This is a genomic window from Bartonella sp. AS69XJJH, from assembly GCF_042195585.1.
Classification (GTDB): Bacteria; Pseudomonadota; Alphaproteobacteria; order Rhizobiales; family Rhizobiaceae; genus Bartonella.
Window position 1 is genome coordinate 1 of sequence record NZ_JBHIOO010000005.1, and the last position, 19376, is coordinate 19376.

Genomic DNA, 19376 nt, shown 5'->3' on the forward strand with positions numbered 1-19376 from the left:
TCTCCAGAAAAATGGCTTCCTATTTTTCAAGAAAGGTCAAAACAATGAAAAAACTTTTATTGGCAACAGCCCTTTGCGCAATTTCTTTTGGCTTTCAAACAAATGCCTTTGCACAAATGCCTACATTCGATTTAAAATCTTTTATGCAAGGGGGAAAGCAACTTGACAAATTGAAAGAACAAATTCAACAAGGCAAACAACAGCTTGACCAATTAAAGAGCCAACTCGATCAAGCAAAACAATTATATAACTCCTTAAATGTCAAGCCTGACATCTCGGGATTGAAAGACATGTTTAACAAGCAAGGGAGCAGTGGCGCCCTTCCTTCAGATTTTAATCACTTTCAACAATCGATGGGCAGCGGCGGTGGCGGTGGCGGTGGCGGCGGGAGCAGCAGCAAAAACACGCAAAAATGGCAAGAAGAACTTAAATACAAAGAGCCCTCAGGCGGAGCAGATTCAAAAGAGGCAGTTGATGCTTTTTACGCAGAGGAAGTGAAAAAAGCCGAGCAGCGCGTAGTAGGACAAGCAGCAAAAGGCCAAGACGTCTACGAAGAAGCCAGTGAAACACAAAAAAACATTAACAAGCTGCTTGACGAACTTGGAAGTACTGAAGATGCGGGTAAAATTCAAGGCATTCAAGCACAATTAGCAGCGGTACAAGCAGACCTCCAAACAAAAATACTCCAAATGCAAGCCGCCATGATGATTCAACAAGCAGAAGAAAAAGCGGCAGAAAGACGTGAAATAGAAGAATTTAAAGCACGAACCAAAGCTTTAGCCCAAAAACTGCGTGGTCAATAAACGAGAAAAAAGAGGGGCTTGAACATGAACAAGATCATCATAACAACATTGCTACTTTGCACAGGGCTGATCACCACTGGTTGTGAAAAAACCTACAGCGTAGAAGAACTTAAAAAAATAAAAAACTGATGGAAGAAGTATTAGTGAAATGTTTGACGTCAGGGGATTTGAATTCGAAAAATTGTAAAAATGCAGAGCAAGCTGAACTTGAAACCCGCAAAAAATGGGGAGATTTTAGCTCGACAAATGACGATAAACAAGAATCTGAAAAGAAACAGGACAATAAATAATGAATAAAGTTCTCATAACAACATTGCTACTTTGCACAGGCCTCATCACAGCTGGATGTGAAAAAACCTATAGCGTCGCAGAATTTAAAAAAGATAAAAATTTACGCCTAGAGTGGGATGCTAAATGTGGATTTGCAGGGACTTCAAAAAACTGTGAAAACATGCGTTTAGCATTTTTAGAACTTGAAAAAGAATATGAAGCAAAAGCTGAAGAAAGAGCACGTGAAGCGGCAAAAGAGCGTAAGAAAGGTATGGATGCACTTCTAGCGAAACAAAAAGCTGAATATGAAAAATGGAAAGCTGAATTTGAAGCTAAAAAACGAGCTAAAGCCGAACGAGAAGCAGAAGAGCGCGCTAAAGCTAAACAACAACAGGACAGTCATTAATCATGAATAAAGTTCTCATAACAACATTGCTACTTGGCACTGGAATTATTGCTGCTGGATGTGAAAAAACCTACAGCGTAGCAGAATTTAAAAAAAATGAAAGCTTAATAAGAGAGTTTCAATGGAAGTGTGGAGCTTCTGATAATTCGAAAAATTGTCAAAATGTGCGACAAGCCGCGAAGGAACTTGATGAAGAACATTCTAAGAGAGCGTTAGAAAATTATAATAAAGCTCTAGAGAAAATAAATAAAAGGCGAGAAGAACGAGAAGCAGAAGAACGCGCTGAAAAAAAACAAAATAACCATTAAGACACAATGAAGAGCGGAGCATCTCAATGGCAGTAGAAAGCAAAGGCATCTTTACTGATATCGACAATATGTTGATGGATCCCATTACAAAAACAATGGATAGCGCCATTACACATCACTATTGCACTTTAGCTGCTCAACTTAAAGAACCTTACAGACTATACAATAGATTTATGGCAAGATTATGTCGCTGCCCTAGATTTATCATCACTGGTTATAAAAAACCGATAACACAAGCATAATTTAAAGATTGTGCTCAAACCTTGTAAAACTGAGAGAAAGAAGGGGAAATATCGATGAATAAAGTTCTCATAACAACATTGCTACTTGGCACTGGAATTATCGCTGCTGGATGTGAAAAAACCTATAGCGTCGCAGAATTTAAAAAAGATGAAAAATTACGCCTAGAGTGGGATGCGAAATGTGGATTTGCAGGAACTTCAAAAAACTGTGAAAACATGCGGTTAGCATTTTTAGAACTTCAGAAAGAATATGAAGCAAAAGAAGCAGAAAGAAGTCGTAAAATTGCAGAAGAAAATCGCAAAAGCTATGAAGAATTTATGGCGAAACAAAAAGCCAGACTTGAAAAAAGGGAGGCTGAGACTCAAAAAATACTCGAAAAACAAAGAGCGGAAACACGCGCTGAAGAAGAACGAAGAGCAAAAGAGCGCGCGGCAGAAGAACAACAAAATAACCATTAAGACATAATGAAGAGCGGAGCATCTCAATGGCAGTAGAAAGCAAAGGCATATTTTCTTATATCGACAATATGTTGATGGAACCCATTACAAAGACAATGGATAGCGCCATTACACATCACTATTGCGCTTTAGCTGCTCAACTTAAAGAACCTTACAGGCTATACAATAGATTTATGGCAAGATTATGTCGCTGCCCTAGATTTATCATCACTGGTTATAAAAAACCGATAACACAAGCATAATTTAAAAATTGTGCTCAAAACTTGTAAAACTGAAAGAAAGAAGGGGAAATATCGATGAATAAAGTTCTCATAACAACATTGCTACTTGGCACTGGAATTATTGCTGCTGGATGTGAAAAAACCTATAGCGTCGCAGAATTTAAAAAAGATAAAAATTTACGCTTAGAGTGGGATGCTAAATGTGGATTCGCAGGAACTTCAAAAAATTGTGAAAACATGCGTTTAGCATTTTTAGAACTTGAAAAAGAATATGAAGCCAAAGCTGAAGAAAGAAGCCGGAAAGCGGCAGAGCGCTTCAACAAAGCGATGGATGAACTTATGGACAAACAAAAAGCTGAACATGAAAAATGGAAAGCCGAACAAGAAGCAAAAGAACGCGCTGAAGAAGAACGAAGAGCGAAAGAGCACGCTGAAGAACAACAAAATAACCATTAAAACATAATGAAGAGCGGAGCATCTCAATGGCAATAGTAACCAAAGGCGTATTTTCTTATATCGACAATATGTTAATGAATCCCATTACAAAAACAATGGATAACACCTATTGCGCTTTAGCTGCTCAACTTAAAGAGCTTTGTGTACTTTATAATAGATTTATGGCAACATTATGTCGCTGCCCTAGATTTATCATCACTGGTTATAAAAACCGATAACACAAGCAGAATTTAAAGATTGTGCTCAAACCTTGTAAAACTGAAAGAAAGAAGGGGAAATATTGATGAATAAAGTTCTCGTAACAACATTGCTACTTTGCACAGGGCTCATCACGGCTGGATGTGAAAAAACCTATAGCGTCGCTGAATTTAAAAAAGATGAAAAATTACGCTTAGAGTGGGATGCTAGATGTGGATTTGCAGGAACTTCAAAAAATTGTGAAAACATGCGGTTAGCATTTTTAGAACTTGAAAAAGAATATGAAGCAAAAGCAGCAGAAAGAGAGCGTCAAGCGGAAGAGAACGATCGCAAAAGATATGAAGAATTTATGGCGAAACAAAAAGCTGATCGTGAAAAAATGAGAGCTGAGACTCAAAAAATACTCGAAAAACAAAGAGCGGAAACACGCGCTGAAGAAGAACGAAGAGCAAAAGAGCGCGCGGCAGAAGAACAACAAAATAACCATTAAGACATAATGAAGAGCGGAGCATCTCAATGGCAGTAGAAAGCAAAGGCATATTCACTAAGATAGACAATATGTTGATGGATCCCATTACAGACGCAATGGGTAAAACCATTGCTAATCTTTCGTCAGGTTTAGGTGCTCCGCTTAAGCTATCTTGTACAATTTACATTATATTTATGGGCTACAATATCATCTATGGGCGCTCTTCCATGCCACTGTGGGAATTTATAGTGACAACTTTCAAACTCGGCATCGTTGTTTCACTTGCCACAAAGGCCGATGTTTATAATGCGTGGGTCAGTGGTATATTTTTCCATGATCTGCCAAATGCCATTTCAAATGTCACACAAGGAGCACATGTGGATCGAAATGTATGGGACAATATGATAGGCAAAGCTGGAGCACAGGTTTTGGACGCAGCAAACCAGTACACAGGTCTGACTCAAATGGGGAAGTTTATTGCGACATGGATTGCTGGTTTTATCTGCCTAGTTGCTGCTATCTTATTTTGTCTAGTCGGTTTTGTTGTTTCATTATTTGCTAAATTGGGTTTGTTTCTTGTCATATCAATAGGACCACTCTTCATAAGCCTCTATATGTTTTCCTCAACCAGAAAATTCACAGAAGCATGGTTAGGGCAAGTTGCAAACTTCATCATTTTATATGTGTTAGTCGTGCTGCTTGGTGGTTTATATGTCAAGATTTCAATGGACGTTTTTTCAGGAGATATTAAAAATATCTTCACTACTTTAATTCAGTTCTTGGTTGTTGGTCTTGGTGGTATTTTTCTTTTCCTCAGACTCCCTGATATCGCATCAGCTTTAGCCTCTGGGGGGGCTTCTCTTACAGGCTCAGGACCAGTCGCTAAAACAACGGCTCAACTAACAGGTAAAGCTGCTAAAGCAACAGCCAACACGATAACGAAGGGCGTTAAAAAATTAGCATCACTATTAGCAAAGGCCTAAGTTCAAATGCGGAAATTTAAAAAAATTGGGATTATCTTACCATTTCTCTTTCTCAGTGGCTGTATGTCTTCATCACACACACTGAAGTCACTCCCAAAGTGTGATGGATATTCTAAACGTCCACTCAACAGATCAATGTGGAATTGGGAAGGGAAAAAACCCACGCCCACGCCCATTATCATCAGTAACAACACACCTTCACCCGTGAAAGAAGGTAAGCTGGAAACGCTTCTGGCACAAAAATTAACGGATGAAGAAATCAAATCTTACAAAAATTGCGGGCAAAAAGCATGAAAGAAAAAGATATAGAACAATACATTGCTGAAGCACGCTCGTTCGATCAAGATCGCATGCTCGCCTCACGCCGCACCACCCGCGTCTCGCTTGCCATTGCCGGCATAGCCGTTGCGGTTGCAATAATGTCTTCTCTCGCAGTCATCACCCTCACACCCCTTAAAACCGTGGAACCTTTTGTCATCCGTGTAGACAATTCAACCGGCATCACCGAAGTTGTGGAAGCCTTAAAAGAAGGTCCCACCAATGTCGACGAAGCAATCACACGCTACTTTGCTGCAAAATATGTCCGCTCCCGTGAAGGCTTCACCACAGAAGAAACACAACACAACTTCCAAACCGTCTCCCTACTCTCCTCTTCTGAAGAACAGGAAAGATTTGCCAGCTGGTATGGAGCAAGAAATCCCCAAAGTCCTCAAATTCTCTATAAACACGCCGCCGTTACAATAACAATAAAATCAATCTCCTTTATCAATGACAATGTTGCCCAAGTGCGTTACTACAGAACCATTCATGACAATGAAACCAACAAAGAATTCATCACCCACTGGGTTGCAACACTTACCTTTGAATATATCAATGCCCCTATCTCTGTCCAAAACCGTTTGATAAATCCTCTAGGGTTTATTGTTAGTGAATATAGAACCGATCCGGAAGTGGTCAACTGATCATGACAAAAAAATTCTTTTTCTCATTCTTAACATCGCTATTACCCTCTCTCCTATACCGATAAGCCATGCTAGTATTTTTCCCACCCGTGCGCCAAGCGATAGCCGCATTCGCTTTATCAACTATGATGCCTATAATGTCACAAAAATTATTGGCTCCATACGCTCATCGGTACAAATAGAATTTTCTCCCAATGAAGAAATTGCCCATGTAGCCATTGGCAACAGCGTTGCATGGGAAGTTGCCCCCGCTGGCAATATTCTTTTCCTCAAAGCAAGAGAAGTCCAACCCATTACCAATCTCCAAGTCGTCACCACAAAGCTTGATGGCTCAAAGCGCTCCTATCAATTTGAACTCATGGTCAAAGATGGGGAAATTTCCTCTGGACAAGAAACATATTTCCTTGTGAAATTTCGCTACCCACAAGAAGAAGCAGAACAAAGAAGACTCGCCGCCCTTATGCGACAAGAAAAACAGCAAGCTCAGCGTATTGATAATGTCTTCAACGCATATGAAACCTACGGACCACGCAATTGGGCTTACACCGCTCAAGGCTCAAGCGTACTCGAACCCTCCTCCGTTTACGACAATGGCAAAACCACAACATTTACATTTCCAGACAACCAAGAAATCCCTGCCATTTACATCGTCAACAATGACGGTACAGAATCGCTGGTTCCCAAAACCACAAGAGGCAACATGGTTATTGTCCATGCCATTAGCGCGCGCTTCACCCTAAGAAAGGGAAGAAACGTCCTATGCGTCTTTAACGAAGCCTATCAACCAAAAGGCACAAATCCAAATACCGGAACAACCTCACCATCTGTTGAACGTAAAGTTGCATCAGATCTTTAAATAAGCGGGAATTGAAGGGGACAACACATGAGTGATAAACCAATCATCGAAGATCGCGGATCTATTGGGGATGGCAAAAACAATAGCGCCAAAACCGCCGGCAAAAAAATAGTTGTCGCAATTGCCTGTATAGGAATCTGCGGCTATGTGCTCTGGAACATCTTATCCACCCCCACAGAACAAAAAAACACCGCAAAAGCTCATAAAAAACAAGAACAAAGCTTTCACAACACCCTCGCGCCTTTAGAGCTCGCCCCCTCTGACCCGCGTGCCAACATAGCGCCAATAACCTTACCACCCCCACAACCACTCGCACCAGAGCCCAAAAAAGATGACCCACTACTTGATGCCGCAAGACGTGCCCCTGTTCTCGCTTTTGCCAAAGGCTCTAAATCTGAATTAAAAGACATCGTCAACACTGCTCTAAACCCCCTTGACAAATTCCATGCCCTTGAAAATCTCGCGAATGCGCAAAATTCTCCTGCCCTTCAAAACACACAAAATTTTGCAACCCTTTTAAAACCCACCACAACAGAAGAAACAAAAGCAAAACTCATCGGCAATAGAAACTTTATCATCGCCATGGGAACCTCTATCCCCTGTATCTTAGAAACGGCATTAAACAGCGACCAACCAGGCTTTGCAAGCTGCATAATCAACCGTGATATCCTCTCTGACAATGGACGCGTTGTTTTGCTTGATAAAGGAACCCAAGTCATTGGAGAATACCGCGGTGGGATAAAACAAGGTCAATCTCGCCTCTTTGTGCTCTGGACAAGAGCCAAAACCCCAACCGGTGTCATCATTCCCCTTGCCTCACCAGCAACCGACACTTTAGGCAGAGCCGGTTTTGATGGCAACATCAACACCCATTGGTGGGAACGCTTTGGCTCTTCCCTTTTACTCACCGTTATTGATGGTGTCACAACAAACCTCACCAATAGAATGCAAAAAAAATCCAATAACACAGGTGCAAACAATGCTGCGGGCGGTGGTTTTGAAGGCGCAAGCAGCCTTGGAAAAGATACAGCCACCGTTGCTCTTGAAAATCAAATCAACATCCCTCCTACTCTAGAAAAATTTCAAGGCGAACTCGTCAACATCTTTGTAGCAAGAGATCTCGATTTTTCATCTGTCTATAAACTAGTCGTAAAGAGCAAAAGAAACCGCTCTACTACCAGCTATTCCTTTTTTCATTAAGCCAATAAAGTCATATTATGCCCTCAGCAAAAAATGCAGAACGAGCCTCTATCGTTTTAACAAAATTAAAGATCTTAGATGACTTCCTTAATGATGAAAATTTATTTGAAATTGTCATCAATCGCCCCGGCGAAGTAATCGTTGAGGGTCCCAATGGTTGGCAAACCCACATCTTAAAAGAACTAACCTACGGCGAACTAGAAGGGATTGCTAAAGTTGTTGCTGCCTATACAACTCAGAAAATCAGTGTAGAAACCCCGGTTCTCTCCGCAACACTGCCAAACAACGAACGCATACAAATTGTTATGCCTCCAGCTGTTGCAGCCAATACCATTAGCATGACCATTCGTAAACCTTCATCACGCACTTTTTCTCTTGAAAGTTTACATGAAAACAACCTGTTTTCTGTCGCCCAAAACACCAGTTTCACACCCACGCAACAAATGACTGAACGGTTATCCGAACTCTCTGATACAGAAAAAGAGCTAACAGATCTCTTTATCGCTAAAGATTTTTGCACCTTTTTAGAAAGAGCCGTTATTACACAACAAAATATCTTAATATCTGGAAAAACCGGTTCAGGGAAAACAACCCTCTCCAAAGCTTTAATTGCAAAAATCCCTGACTATGAACGAATTCTCACCATTGAAGACACGCCAGAACTTGTCGTTCCGCACGCCAACAAAGTCCAACTCTTTTATTCAAAAGATAACCAAGGCTTAGCAAAAGCAGGCGCAAAAGAACTGCTTGAATCAGGCTTACGCATGCGCCCCGACAGAATCCTTCTACAAGAGCTGCGTGATGGTACAGCCTTTTACTATATCCGTAATGTCAACTCTGGTCACCCCGGCTCCATTACCACCGTCCACGCCTCAACAGCCCTTGCAGCCTTTGAACAAATGACCCTTTTAGTCAAAGAAAGTGACGGTGGTGGTAATTTAGCACGCGATGATATCCGCGGCTTATTAATCTCGATGATAGATGTCATCATCCAATGTAAACGTCTCGAAGGGAAATTTCGTGTAACAGAAATCTATTACGACCCCTTCAAACGCCGTGATGCCTTTTAAAAAACAATCTAACTAAATAAATCCGAATGCGCCCTGTACGCTCAAATCGTAATTGATTACCACTAATTTTATAAACTAAAAGCCAATCTGGCTCGATGTGTATATTCTGAAAACCATGCCAACCTGCTCTAAGTGAGTGATCTCTATAACGCAAAGGTAACGGCTCTCTTTTTTGCAATAACAGCATTACTTTTTGATTTTTCTTAAATCTTTTCCACGCTTAGCAACTATTTTAAGGTCGTTCTTAAATTGATTTGAGTGAATGATCTGAAACAATAAATACCTAAATTACAAAACAAATCATTCATATCTTTCGCAAAGTATACATCTTATCCTCTATCACTTTTCTCAAAAGTTTTAAGCGTTTTCGCATTAGGAACATACATATCAAACGGCAATCCTCTTTCATCAACAACTTTAGCTAAAGAAATTCGTATGAAATCAGACACCGTAAGTCCTAAACTTGCTAATATTTCACCGGATTTTTTAACGCCCTATCTATGCGGGCACGTACAACATCTTTTGTCACACCCATATTAAACCTCCTTTGATTACCTCTCTTTTATCATATGACTTAATAGGGCTTATACAGCATAAAGCTTTATCCTTGCCCTCACCGTATCATATCTATTGATCTTGCACGCGCTATTGCGTTGATTTTCTCCTGTTGTCTCTGTTGCAAAAATTTAACAACCATTTGAAGCTCTTTTATGCAATCTTTATCATGAGACTGTTCTTTGGGGATCACTTTTGATAAATCAAAACCATATTTATGAATGGCATCATGTCCAAAACGTTTATCTAAAGCACTTTGTAGCTTTAAAAATTCTTCACTAACCTGCTCTGGTATCTTTGAATAACTATCACGACCAGCTTCAACATTTTTCATAAAAGTCACTGCTTCTTGTGAAAGTGACGGAACCTCTACTTTTAACTGTTCACGCTCCCGTGTAAAACTATCCATATGTGTCTCATAAGAATTCTTATAAAAGGATTGAAGCTTTTTAATAGAAGAAAGTGCAAGAGGAACATGATAAAGCGCTTCTTTTCGTTCTTTTCCTGTAGCCTTCAATTTATCGATAAAACGATCTGATCCACGCAGTTCGCCCGCTCTATCAGGTGCCCTATCCAAAATATCAGAGAGTTTATCGCCTTTACCTGCTAAAATCGTTTGCTCAATCCTAAGCGCAGCCTCTTGTGGATCTTTATAAATAGATGCTAAACGACTGTTTAACTCCTTAAACATATTAACATAAGATTTTTCATTCCTAAGAGCGCTTAGCACCTTCTGTTCTAGATCAGAGTTATCCGTATAAGCAGCAAGGTATGGCGCTTTTTCTGTTGCTTCTAACGTAGCATTAACATCCCTTTGCGATTGCTCAACTTCAAGTTCTTCTTTTTGAAGTCTGCTAAAAGTTGTCTTTTCTCTATCCCAAAGGGTTTCAATCTTCTCTTTTTGTTGTTCTAAGCACTCTTTATTAAGATCAACGCAAAAAGCAATATTTTTGCCAATACCTTGAGAAACATCATCCCTTTTATTTTCTGTAAACTTGGTAAGATTCTTATAGATGAGTGCAGACAGATATTCTGAATTACCAAAATGTGCTTCAATTGACGCACGTGTCATTTCTTGTCGCTCAATACCCTTCCAGTTGATATGATAACCAGCTTCACAAGCAAGTTGCACCATAAATTCGCGCTGAGTGCGCCCATTCCCCTCTCGAAACGGATGCAACGCATTCAACTCACCCATGTAATATCCAGCCCTTTGACTAAAGTCATAAGTGCCAAGACCACGCAGATACTGTTCTTTTGCAAGCTTTTGTGTAATCTTCGGTGCATAACTTTCAATCTGATTATAACTAGCAAACATACTATTGCCTTTGGCAATATCCACTAAACGAACTTGTCCCGCCCATTCATATATGTCACCAAACAGTCTTCTATGGATCTCTTTCATGTAATTCAGATCAAACTCACCACGAATAGGAGTATGTACAAATTCGAAAGATTTTACATAAGAAATCGTAGATTCTACACGTTGCAGTGTGGCTTCATCTTTAATACCAAGCCGATTATACATCACACCAGTTTCAGGATCAGTATAAGGATCACCGCTCCCCTTATACTTCACCACGTTTTACCCTCTCCATATAATCTTTGAGGATATCACTTGTTTCAAGCTCTCCAATAATAACACGTTCCATTTGCTCAACGACTTTTGGATCTGGCTCTAATCCCTCTAAACGTTGGCTTGCCAATGCATTTTCAGCATAAAAGCGACGCAGCTTAATTTCCTCTTCACTCAACATATAAAACCCTCCTTTGCTTACATTTATTATAGCCAAGCAGACTATAGAAACAAGATTTTATTGCCTTATCTTACCGTGTCACATCTTTTGCCTTTATCCGCGCTATCGCGTTATTTTGCTCTTCCACATGTCTCTGTTGCAAAAATTTAACAACCATTTGAAGCTCTTTTATGCATTCTTTATTGTGAGACTATTGTTAAAAAATTGCTTTTGATAAATCATAATTTGTTTGCATAGCAAGCCAAGCACGTGCTGTGCTTACACCAGACATTTCAAGCCTAATAGCAAGATTAGCACTCATAGCAGCTTTTCCATTTAAAACTCTAGAAAGTGCTCCACGAGATAATACCAAGCCACTCTGCTGCTTCATTCACGGATAAACCAAGCTCTTTGATCACATCTTCACGCAATAACTCACCGAGATGTGAAGGATTCTTCATCATTGTTTAGATCTCCTTTTTGATGACAATCTAGATAATCAACCATTTCGACATCTATGCTATCAAAGCGAAATATTACGCGACAATTTCCATTTACAGTAATTGACTAATAATCCTTGAAATCACTTTTTAGCAAATGTAATCAAAAGAACGGATAACTCAAAATCTTTTGGCGATACAGCACCTTCAAGAACACCTAGAATACACTTTAATTTTCCAGCATGGGCGGTTCTAATCCCTTCAGTCGTGCCAGTATTAGTAAAAAGCTTCAATTCTTTTATGTTTAAATCCTAAAATCATAAATGAATATAGAGTGTACCCCTCCAAGATACAAAAAACGTTCATAATTTTTATACCACACGGTTTTTTTACTTTATAAACATTAGAACTGTCGTGAAAAAATTGCTCATTCTCATCTCTCTCATTATTCTACTCATTATTGGAAAAGTATAAGTTCATAATTAGAAGGCGCTAAACGTAATAGGAGCGCATCATATCCCCAATTGGCAGCTGCACTTAGAAACATAACGACGATATAACCAATGACCATTGCTGTTTGATGTTCATAAGGCGCTGCCCCCGCTGTATATCCAGTAAAAAGAATGAATAAGACTAATAAATCCCCCTGCTATAAACTCTGTTAAAATAATAACCGGTTTACGAATAAGCAAAAGAAAAAGGAAAATCAAAAAAAGACATCTTTTTAATATCTTATGAACTAGAGAAAACTATACGCATTATAGTTATTAGAATTGGACTTTTCTCTTTTTTATTTAATTTATTAGCAGATAGAGTATCCATTACCGTTATTACATCACTCACATAGTTAATAATCACACCCTTCATAATTGCCAAAATCTCGCATTACAATAAGACCTTTATCAAAAGATGATCTGATAATTTTCTCAAAAAATTCAAGATTCCTCAAGTGCAGTACCCATGCGTACATCATGATGAATAATAACATCCATCAACTCTGTCACGACTGTGTCCAATGCTTCTCGTGCATCGCCTTCAGCCATAAGGCGGATAACCGGCTCAGTTCCAGAAGCGCGGATCACCAGCCGTGCCTCTTTTCCCAACCGCTTTTCTGCTTGATCAATGGCCGCTTTGACGGGATTTTTTTTCAAAACATTTTTATTTTTAATCGTTACATTTTTTAAAATTTGCGGTACAGGTTCAAACCGTTTACACAATTGGCTCATAGGGCTTTGGCTTTCCTTCATACAGGCTAAAATCTGCAATGCAGCCACCAAGCCATCACCCGTTGTACCAAAATCACTGAGCACGATATGCCCAGAAGCCTCACCACCAACATTATATCCCTTTTGGCGCATGGCATCGACAACATAACGATCTCCAACATTTGTCCTTACAAGGTGCAACCCTTTACTGTGCAAGAAACGCTCCAGTCCCAGATTTGACATAATCGTTGTGACAACACCATTGCGCCGTAATCGTCCCATTTTATGCCAATTTTCAGCAATGACAGCAATCAACTGATCTCCATCAACCGTTTGTGCTTTTTCATCAACAATGAGAACACGATCCCCATCTCCATCAAGAGCAATCCCCACATCAGCACGCACTTCATGCACTTTTCGTTTTAAAGATCTTAAATCGGTTGATCCACATTTTTGATTAATATTGGTTCCATTGGGCTCATCATGAATAGCAAAAACCTCAGCCCCTAATTCCCATAAGGCACGGGGAGCCGCTTTATAAGCAGCCCCATTGGCACAATCCACAACAATACGCAAAGCATCTAAGCGAACATCACGCGGCAAAGTTCGTTTAGCATATTCAATATAACGATAAATATCTCCCTCAACCCGTTTTGCATAACCAATTTCAGCAGAACTTGCTAAAGACTTTGAAAGATCTGTATCGATCAATTGTTCAATTTTCGCTTCCATATCATCTGAAAGTTTAAAACCATCAGGACCAAAAAGTTTAATTCCATTATCATAGAACGGATTATGAGAAGCAGAAATCATCACCCCAAGATCCGCTCGCAAAGAGCGGCAAAGCATTGCAACAGCAGGTGTTGGCACTGGCCCCAATAAAAAAGCTTCCATCCCCGCAGCAGTCAATCCTGAAACCAAAGCGTTTTCCAACATATAGCCAGATAATCGTGTATCCTTGCCAATCACCACACGATGAGATTGATGTTGTGAGCGGAATAAAACCCCTACAGCCATTCCCACCTTCATGGCAAAATCAGGTGTCATAGGAAATGAATTGGCTTTCCCCCGAATTCCATCTGTACCAAAATATTTTTGCACCATGCCTCTTTCCTTTAATATATAATTCTTCCCTTGGCTTTTTTTAAAACCCTAACAAGCCCCCTTGGTACAATAGTCCCCTCCCCATATAAAATCAGATCATTGATCTAAACCTTCATGCATTTAGATAATCAAAAAACCTATTCACCATCTACACATCTAAGCCCCTCTCAACCAATTATGTTTACACCCTCACACATACAAGCAATATTATTTCCTCAAAATACTTTATACATCCCTTGAACATAACCAAAGGATCATCTCACACTGTTGCCAAATCGGTAAAGAAACCCAGCACCAAACCTCAAACCTTACAAAATCCACAAGGAAACCTATCGCCTCACCTCATACAGTTGCCAAATCCGTAAAGAAACCCAGCACCAAACCTCAAACCTTACAAAATCCACAAGGAAACCTATCGCCTCACCTCATACAGTTTTGTCAAATCCGTAAAGGAAAATACCATCTCGCCTTGTAACCTTCTAAAGCTGTTATTATACAACGGCTTTGCTTAATTTTTTGCTTCCATATTTTTGCAAATATTACATTAAAGGCGCAAGCTTTGCTTGCGCCTTTCTCAAAGAATTTAGAAGCTTTCCTAAAACATCGTTACTCAAGCGTTATTAAACAGTTCTTATTTTTCTTTATCATCTCCCGCAGTATTGGACTTCTTTTCAGCATTACTTTTAGAACGGTTGACTGATTTTGTAGTACCTTTTGTGCTTTGCGCTTTTTTCTCAGTCTCATCCGGCTGCCCTTCTTTAGACTGAGCCTCCTTAGGCCCAACATTACCGGATTTTGCTGTTTTTTTCCCAACAGTTGACTCTGCTTTTTCTGCCTTGCCTTTATCGCTCTCTTCTTTATGAGACACTGTTTTAGAGACTACTTCAGTGTTTTTTGCATCTTCCACTGTTGTCTCTGTATTCATTTTTCCAGTTTTTGGAACAGAAGACCCCCGTAGCGGAGCACCCTCATCTTTCTGAGTGCGTGAAGGAGGCTTTCCTGCAATAACTTCGTTAATTTCAGTTCCCGTTAAAGTCTCATATTCCAACAAACCTTGTGCCAAAGCAAACCATTCTTTTCTTTTTGTTTTTAAAATGTTGGTCGCATTTTTATAGGCATCATCAATAAGCTTACGCACTTCCATATCAATCATGCGCGCTGTTTCTTCAGAGACATTTTGTGTTCGCGCAACAGAGTGACCCAAAAAGACTTCATCTTGGTTATCGCCATAAGCTACATTCCCAAGCAGATCAGAAAATCCCCACCGTGTGATCATTGCGCGTGCTAATTTAGTTGCTTGCTCAATATCAGAAGAAGCACCGGAGGTGATATTTTCCTTTCCAAACTTTAATTCTTCAGCCACACGTCCACCCATCATAATAGCCAAACGAGAAATCATCCACCGATAACTCATGGAATAGCGATCGCCTTCAGGCAATTGCATCACCATTCCCAATGCTCTTCCCCTTGGAACGATTGTTGCTTTGTGGACAGGATCAGCAACCGGCACATTAAGAGCCACAATAGCATGCCCTGCTTCGTGATAAGCAGTGAGTTCTTTTTCCTCTTGTGTCATAGCGGTTGAACGACGTTCAGCCCCCATCATCACCTTATCTTTGGCATCTTCGAATTCTTGCATCGTGACAACTCTTTTATTACGGCTCGCAGCCATAAGAGCAGCTTCATTGACCAGATTCATCAGGTCTGCACCGGAAAATCCTGGTGTTCCCCTTGCCAAAATCTTTAAATCAACGTTAGGCGCTAAAGGCACGTTGCGCACATGCACTTTCAAGATTTGTTCACGGCCAGAAACATCAGGGTTTGGCACAACAACTTGTCGGTCGAAACGCCCTGGTCTTAACAAAGCGGGATCAAGCACATCGGGACGGTTTGTTGCGGCAATGAGAATAATACTTTCATTGGGCTCAAACCCATCCATTTCGACAAGCAACTGATTTAAGGTCTGTTCACGTTCATCGTTTCCACCACCAAGTCCAGCCCCCCGATGACGTCCAACAGCATCGATTTCATCGATAAAGATAATACAAGGTGCATTTTTTTTAGCCTGTTCGAACATATCGCGCACACGGCTCGCCCCAACACCAACAAACATTTCAACAAAATCAGACCCTGAAATGGTAAAGAATGGCACATTGGCTTCACCTGCCACAGAACGTGCTAGCAAAGTTTTACCGGTTCCTGGAGGACCAACAAGCAAAACACCGCGTGGAATACGCCCCCCTAAGCGTTGAAATTTTTGTGGTTCGCGTAAAAATTCAACAATTTCTTGAAGATCTTGCTTTGCTTCTTCAACGCCAGCAACATCTTTAAAGGTAACACGTCCTTGCGCTTCATTAAGCAATTTTGCTTTTGATTTCCCAAATCCCATTGCACCGCGTGATCCATTTTGCATTTGCCGCATAAAAAAGACCCACGCCCCCACGATAATAATAACAGGCAATAAGGAAAAGAGGAGATTGAGGAAAATGCTATTTCCAGAGCTTTCCGGAACAGCTTTAACATTAACGTTTTTGCTTTCCAATTTTTGTATCAAACCTGGATCGCGAGGAGCATAGGTTGAGATAGTTCTATGTTCAACGGTTTGTCCTGTTAATTTTTGACCTTGAATGGTCACAGATTTCAACTCATTATTCTCAACTTTTTGCAAAAATTCAGAATAGGAGACTTCTCCACCACCAGAACGCTGACTATCTCCATTAAAGAGAGAAAACGACACAATCAAAATGAAGGCAATAACTCCCCAAATAAGGAGAGAGCGGTAATTGGAATTCATATTCAGCCCACTTAATCAAATATAGATTTCAAACAGTTCCCCTTAACATATAACCTTGTCAGCCCCTTGCCAAGAGATGAGAAGCTGTTTATTTTCTTTTAGAGTAATTTTCCTTTATCTTTTCACCTTAATATTAAAAAAAGGTTCCACAACATTTACCAAGGCAGCATCTTCTCGTGAGGAAAGCCAATCGAAAGGTGCCATAATACGCTTGATGATAACATGTTTATGAACAACTGCTTGAGAAATCAACTCTGGAATATCATACCCTTTATGATTTGAGATCATCAGTAGCGATTGTAAAGAGGGAAAATGAGGCTTTTCAAGCTCAAAATCGCTATTTTTTAATAAAAATTTCAGCAGTTCTAAATTTGCGGCTCCAACCTTTATAGCCTCAGATCCATGATTTATGATTTTATAGCGCCCATCCCATATAAAAGTTTTATCTGGCTCAACGATAGCCTCTTTCATATTTCGCCCTTCACGCCACAAAGAAATTCCGTGCTTGTTATATTCAATAACAGAGCCCGCATAAGTAAAACGCTTCTTTTCTGGAGAATCGAGACAGAGTTTTTGAACAAGCATGCTTAATTTCTGATTGGGAAGTAAATAAAATCCCCCTCCCATCAACACAGCAAAAAGCCCCACCACGAAAGGAAAACCGGAATGTTTCTGTAAAAATAGCGCAGGCTTTGCTATGAAACAACGCCCATGTTGAACAGTAATATCCAGCGCTAAGATCAAATCAGCAATATTTTTCGCTTGTTGACGACGCTGCAATGCGGCTTCATTTATTTTTTGAGCAATATAAGCCAATTTTTGTGGAGAAAGAGATTGACGCACGCGCACACGTTCAAAACTGCGATCTTCATTGGTTGGGTCATCAATCCATTTTTGTCCTTGTAAGCATAAATAATTCCGTAATGTTTGGCGTTTTACACCAAGGAGCGGCCGAATCAAACGCACTTTTCTATGCAACAACGCCTCACGCGGGATACAGGATAAACCACGCTCATATAGGGGACCATCGTTTTTTTCGGCAATATTTTTATTTTTTCTTATTTCTCTGGTATGATTCTCATCACGCATACCCTCGGTTTCACCACACATGGCACCGGCAAAACCACTGGCACAAACCTCATCATGCATGGCACCAACTTCACCGTGCAACGCACTGGTAAAACCGCCCGCAGAAACTTCATCATGCAAAGCACCAACATTACCGTGCAACGCACCTCTATTCTTTTGGAGACGTTGATAACGCATTTGATAGGTTTCAACCTGATCATTGAGTGTATGGCCCGTCATAATAACTGATGCGCCTTGTTTTTGTGCTTCTTTAACCAAAAGATCATAGCGTGCAACACGAGCACTGGAAGCAATATGCGTCTTTGGTTTTTCACCTTCCCACCGCACAGCGATATGTTGAATTTGATGAACTCGACAAATTTTCGCAACAGTTTCTGCTTCACGCGTTGATTCTTTACGCAATTGATGATCAACCGTGACAACAATCATTTCTGGAGGAACTGAGAGAGTTTCCAAATGCTCTTTGACCAAAAACATCAAAGCCAAAGAATCACTTCCCCCTGAGACGGCAAGAATCAACTTCTGACATTGAATAAAATCCGATGTTTTAAAGAGATTTCTTGCCAGTCTAACGCACACCGAAAACGACCTCGCTATTTATTTTGCAGGTTTACAAAAAATAGACTCTAATGTTTTTTGACGTTTTGAATTTTTCACAAAATGAGCACAATCGTCTTTATTTGGCTCAAGAGCAACCATACTTCTTGCTAATTTCAGCAAAATCTCGGAGGTATAGAGCTTCTTTTTATCTGCATACCATGCGGTAAGATAAACTTGTGCTGCTTCATGATAGCGTTTTTGTCCCAACAAAGATTCGGCCAACCAAAATAAAGCATCATCACTCAAAGAATCTTTTTTGTAACGATTTTGAAAAGCGCAAAAGCTTTTTTCAGCATCAACATAGTTGGCAGAACGAATAAAATCATACCCTTCCTTATACAAAGCTTTAGAAGAAGAAAGATTGTCACTCTGATATGCTTCAATTGGAGCACTTACTTCATGCGCTTTTTTAAAATGTTTAGTGTTTTCAGGATCATGGCTCTCCACCTTAGCTTCCACAGCAGCAACCTGTGTCTGATCACCTGCACTATGCTCCTGCTTCATCTCTTCTTTTACAGTCTGAGATTCTTCATCCACAGCGGACTTTTCAAAAGAACAAGAATAAACAGAAGAGTCTTTTGTATCAAAAAGCCCATGAAACTGCTTATTAACATTTTTTAGATTGTTATGCTCAAGCACCATTCGTATCTTATGCAAAAGCTTATCTAAATCATAATCTTTAAATAAAACCTGTTGATTCTCTAAAATAATCCCTTGGTGTTCCGCAACACTAGCGGCTTTTTCCTCCACGCTAGACGCTGCTTTATCAGCTGCTTCAGGCGCATCCTTCACTGCATCGACAGCCTTATCAACGGCATCAGTGGCTTTTTCCTCCACGCTAGACGCTGCTTTATCAGCTGCTTCAGGTGCGTTCTTCACTGCATCGACAGCCTTATCAACAGCGTCAGTGGCTTTTTCCACCACGCTAGACGCTGCTTTATCAGCTGCTT

General features: G+C 40.2%; 23 protein-coding genes and 3 pseudogenes. 16 read left to right on the plus strand and 10 right to left on the minus strand.

Annotated elements, in window-relative coordinates; all coding sequences use genetic code 11:
• Nucleotides 1-44 precede the first annotated feature (44 nt).
• The 16 genes and pseudogenes from ACFIK6_RS03520 to virB11 all read left to right on the plus strand — a co-directional run bounded on the left by ACFIK6_RS03520 (nt 45) and on the right by virB11 (nt 8903).
• Nucleotides 45-803: a type IV secretion system protein gene (locus ACFIK6_RS03520; RefSeq protein ID WP_375677403.1), complete on the plus strand. Its 759-nt coding sequence runs from the start codon at nt 45-47 to the stop codon at nt 801-803.
• A 24-nt stretch (nt 804-827) separates the two neighbouring features.
• Nucleotides 828-1093: pseudogene (locus ACFIK6_RS03525) on the plus strand (EexN family lipoprotein).
• Complete coding sequence (locus ACFIK6_RS03530; protein ID WP_375677378.1) at nt 1093-1479, plus strand: EexN family lipoprotein; 387 nt, start codon at nt 1093-1095, stop codon at nt 1477-1479. Before ACFIK6_RS03525 ends, ACFIK6_RS03530 begins: the two are co-directional and overlap by 1 nt.
• 2 nt (nt 1480-1481) lie before the next feature.
• Nucleotides 1482-1787 (plus strand): EexN family lipoprotein, encoded by a 306-nt coding sequence (locus ACFIK6_RS03535; RefSeq protein WP_375677379.1) that lies wholly within the window; start codon nt 1482-1484, stop codon nt 1785-1787.
• A 26-nt stretch (nt 1788-1813) separates the two neighbouring features.
• Nucleotides 1814-2029 carry a hypothetical protein gene (locus ACFIK6_RS03540; RefSeq protein WP_375677380.1) on the plus strand — a complete coding sequence of 72 codons (216 nt, stop codon included), beginning with the start codon at nt 1814-1816 and terminating at the stop codon, nt 2027-2029.
• 54 nt (nt 2030-2083) lie between these two features.
• Nucleotides 2084-2488: an EexN family lipoprotein gene (locus tag ACFIK6_RS03545; RefSeq protein WP_375641804.1), complete on the plus strand. Its 405-nt coding sequence runs from the start codon at nt 2084-2086 to the stop codon at nt 2486-2488.
• A 26-nt stretch (nt 2489-2514) separates the two neighbouring features.
• The gene (locus ACFIK6_RS03550) at nt 2515-2730 is read left to right on the plus strand and encodes a hypothetical protein (protein WP_273791652.1); all 216 of its coding nucleotides are present in this window, start codon (nt 2515-2517) and stop codon (nt 2728-2730) included.
• Between the two features lie 54 nt (nt 2731-2784).
• Nucleotides 2785-3165, plus strand: a complete 381-nt coding sequence (locus ACFIK6_RS03555) for an EexN family lipoprotein (RefSeq protein ID WP_375641805.1) — start codon at nt 2785-2787, stop codon at nt 3163-3165.
• Between the two features lie 26 nt (nt 3166-3191).
• On the plus strand, nt 3192-3383 hold the full coding sequence (locus tag ACFIK6_RS03560) for a hypothetical protein (protein WP_375641806.1): 192 nt from the start codon (nt 3192-3194) through the stop codon (nt 3381-3383).
• A 65-nt stretch (nt 3384-3448) separates the two neighbouring features.
• Complete coding sequence (locus tag ACFIK6_RS03565; protein WP_375641807.1) at nt 3449-3853, plus strand: EexN family lipoprotein; 405 nt, start codon at nt 3449-3451, stop codon at nt 3851-3853.
• Between the two features lie 26 nt (nt 3854-3879).
• Nucleotides 3880-4815 carry a type IV secretion system protein gene (locus ACFIK6_RS03570; RefSeq protein WP_375641808.1) on the plus strand — a complete coding sequence of 312 codons (936 nt, stop codon included), beginning with the start codon at nt 3880-3882 and terminating at the stop codon, nt 4813-4815.
• Nucleotides 4816-4821: 6 nt separating this feature from the next.
• On the plus strand, nt 4822-5109 hold the full coding sequence (locus tag ACFIK6_RS03575) for a type IV secretion protein VblB7 (RefSeq protein ID WP_375641809.1): 288 nt from the start codon (nt 4822-4824) through the stop codon (nt 5107-5109).
• Nucleotides 5106-5777: a virB8 family protein gene (locus tag ACFIK6_RS03580; protein ID WP_273791646.1), complete on the plus strand. Its 672-nt coding sequence runs from the start codon at nt 5106-5108 to the stop codon at nt 5775-5777. Before ACFIK6_RS03575 ends, ACFIK6_RS03580 begins: the two co-directional genes overlap by 4 nt.
• Nucleotides 5743-6633 carry a P-type conjugative transfer protein VirB9 gene (gene virB9, locus ACFIK6_RS03585; protein ID WP_375641810.1) on the plus strand — a complete coding sequence of 297 codons (891 nt, stop codon included), beginning with the start codon at nt 5743-5745 and terminating at the stop codon, nt 6631-6633. The genes ACFIK6_RS03580 and virB9 overlap by 35 nt, the downstream gene beginning before the upstream one ends.
• Nucleotides 6634-6660: 27 nt before the next feature.
• Nucleotides 6661-7833 (plus strand): type IV secretion system protein VirB10, encoded by a 1173-nt coding sequence (virB10, locus tag ACFIK6_RS03590; RefSeq protein ID WP_375641811.1) that lies wholly within the window; start codon nt 6661-6663, stop codon nt 7831-7833.
• Nucleotides 7834-7850: 17 nt separating this feature from the next.
• Complete coding sequence (virB11, locus tag ACFIK6_RS03595; protein ID WP_375641812.1) at nt 7851-8903, plus strand: P-type DNA transfer ATPase VirB11; 1053 nt, start codon at nt 7851-7853, stop codon at nt 8901-8903.
• Here the strand turns inward: virB11 and ACFIK6_RS03600 are convergent.
• The 10 genes and pseudogenes from ACFIK6_RS03600 to ACFIK6_RS03645 all read right to left on the minus strand — a co-directional run.
• Nucleotides 8881-9090: a type II toxin-antitoxin system mRNA interferase toxin, RelE/StbE family gene (locus ACFIK6_RS03600; RefSeq protein WP_375641813.1), complete on the minus strand. Its 210-nt coding sequence runs from the start codon at nt 9088-9090 to the stop codon at nt 8881-8883. The genes virB11 and ACFIK6_RS03600 overlap by 23 nt on opposite strands.
• Before the next feature lie 142 nt (nt 9091-9232).
• A complete protein-coding gene (locus ACFIK6_RS03605) occupies nt 9233-9352 on the minus strand; it encodes a type II toxin-antitoxin system RelB/DinJ family antitoxin (protein ID WP_375641814.1) in 120 nt (39 codons plus the stop codon).
• 164 nt (nt 9353-9516) lie between these two features.
• Nucleotides 9517-11037, minus strand: coding sequence for a type II toxin-antitoxin system protein adenylyltransferase VbhT (gene vbhT, locus ACFIK6_RS03610; RefSeq protein ID WP_375641815.1), 1521 nt, complete (start codon nt 11035-11037; stop codon nt 9517-9519).
• Nucleotides 11027-11215, minus strand: coding sequence for an antitoxin VbhA family protein (locus ACFIK6_RS03615; protein WP_273790453.1), 189 nt, complete (start codon nt 11213-11215; stop codon nt 11027-11029). The genes vbhT and ACFIK6_RS03615 overlap by 11 nt, the downstream gene beginning before the upstream one ends.
• Before the next feature lie 196 nt (nt 11216-11411).
• Nucleotides 11412-11658 (minus strand): annotated as a pseudogene (locus ACFIK6_RS03620) (HigA family addiction module antitoxin).
• Between the two features lie 119 nt (nt 11659-11777).
• Nucleotides 11778-11927: a hypothetical protein gene (locus ACFIK6_RS03625; RefSeq protein ID WP_375641816.1), complete on the minus strand. Its 150-nt coding sequence runs from the start codon at nt 11925-11927 to the stop codon at nt 11778-11780.
• Between the two features lie 642 nt (nt 11928-12569).
• Nucleotides 12570-13943 carry a phosphoglucosamine mutase gene (gene glmM, locus ACFIK6_RS03630; RefSeq protein ID WP_375641817.1) on the minus strand — a complete coding sequence of 458 codons (1374 nt, stop codon included), beginning with the start codon at nt 13941-13943 and terminating at the stop codon, nt 12570-12572.
• A gap of 631 nt (nt 13944-14574) precedes the next feature.
• On the minus strand, nt 14575-16737 hold the full coding sequence (ftsH, locus tag ACFIK6_RS03635) for an ATP-dependent zinc metalloprotease FtsH (RefSeq protein ID WP_375677381.1): 2163 nt from the start codon (nt 16735-16737) through the stop codon (nt 14575-14577).
• Between the two features lie 114 nt (nt 16738-16851).
• On the minus strand, nt 16852-18405 hold the full coding sequence (tilS, locus tag ACFIK6_RS03640; protein WP_375677382.1) for a tRNA lysidine(34) synthetase TilS: 1554 nt from the start codon (nt 18403-18405) through the stop codon (nt 16852-16854).
• An 18-nt stretch (nt 18406-18423) separates the two neighbouring features.
• Nucleotides 18424-19376: pseudogene (locus ACFIK6_RS03645) on the minus strand (tol-pal system protein); the annotation flags it as partial.

Coding starts and splice junctions, on each gene's coding strand:
- glmM (WP_375641817.1), bottom strand. CDS start 13,943: ATGGTGCAAAAATATTTTGGTACAGATGGAATTCGGGGGAAAGCCAAT.
- ACFIK6_RS03600 (WP_375641813.1), bottom strand. CDS start 9,090: ATGCTGTTATTGCAAAAAAGAGAGCCGTTACCTTTGCGTTATAGAGAT.
- virB11 (WP_375641812.1), top strand. CDS start 7,851: ATGCCCTCAGCAAAAAATGCAGAACGAGCCTCTATCGTTTTAACAAAA.
- ACFIK6_RS03580 (WP_273791646.1), top strand. CDS start 5,106: ATGAAAGAAAAAGATATAGAACAATACATTGCTGAAGCACGCTCGTTC.
- ACFIK6_RS03560 (WP_375641806.1), top strand. CDS start 3,192: ATGGCAATAGTAACCAAAGGCGTATTTTCTTATATCGACAATATGTTA.
- ACFIK6_RS03545 (WP_375641804.1), top strand. CDS start 2,084: ATGAATAAAGTTCTCATAACAACATTGCTACTTGGCACTGGAATTATC.
- ACFIK6_RS03615 (WP_273790453.1), bottom strand. CDS start 11,215: ATGTTGAGTGAAGAGGAAATTAAGCTGCGTCGCTTTTATGCTGAAAAT.
- ACFIK6_RS03565 (WP_375641807.1), top strand. CDS start 3,449: ATGAATAAAGTTCTCGTAACAACATTGCTACTTTGCACAGGGCTCATC.
- ACFIK6_RS03540 (WP_375677380.1), top strand. CDS start 1,814: ATGGCAGTAGAAAGCAAAGGCATCTTTACTGATATCGACAATATGTTG.
- ACFIK6_RS03530 (WP_375677378.1), top strand. CDS start 1,093: ATGAATAAAGTTCTCATAACAACATTGCTACTTTGCACAGGCCTCATC.
- ACFIK6_RS03570 (WP_375641808.1), top strand. CDS start 3,880: ATGGCAGTAGAAAGCAAAGGCATATTCACTAAGATAGACAATATGTTG.
- virB10 (WP_375641811.1), top strand. CDS start 6,661: ATGAGTGATAAACCAATCATCGAAGATCGCGGATCTATTGGGGATGGC.
- ACFIK6_RS03575 (WP_375641809.1), top strand. CDS start 4,822: ATGCGGAAATTTAAAAAAATTGGGATTATCTTACCATTTCTCTTTCTC.
- ACFIK6_RS03550 (WP_273791652.1), top strand. CDS start 2,515: ATGGCAGTAGAAAGCAAAGGCATATTTTCTTATATCGACAATATGTTG.
- ACFIK6_RS03535 (WP_375677379.1), top strand. CDS start 1,482: ATGAATAAAGTTCTCATAACAACATTGCTACTTGGCACTGGAATTATT.
- ftsH (WP_375677381.1), bottom strand. CDS start 16,737: ATGAATTCCAATTACCGCTCTCTCCTTATTTGGGGAGTTATTGCCTTC.
- ACFIK6_RS03555 (WP_375641805.1), top strand. CDS start 2,785: ATGAATAAAGTTCTCATAACAACATTGCTACTTGGCACTGGAATTATT.
- ACFIK6_RS03520 (WP_375677403.1), top strand. CDS start 45: ATGAAAAAACTTTTATTGGCAACAGCCCTTTGCGCAATTTCTTTTGGC.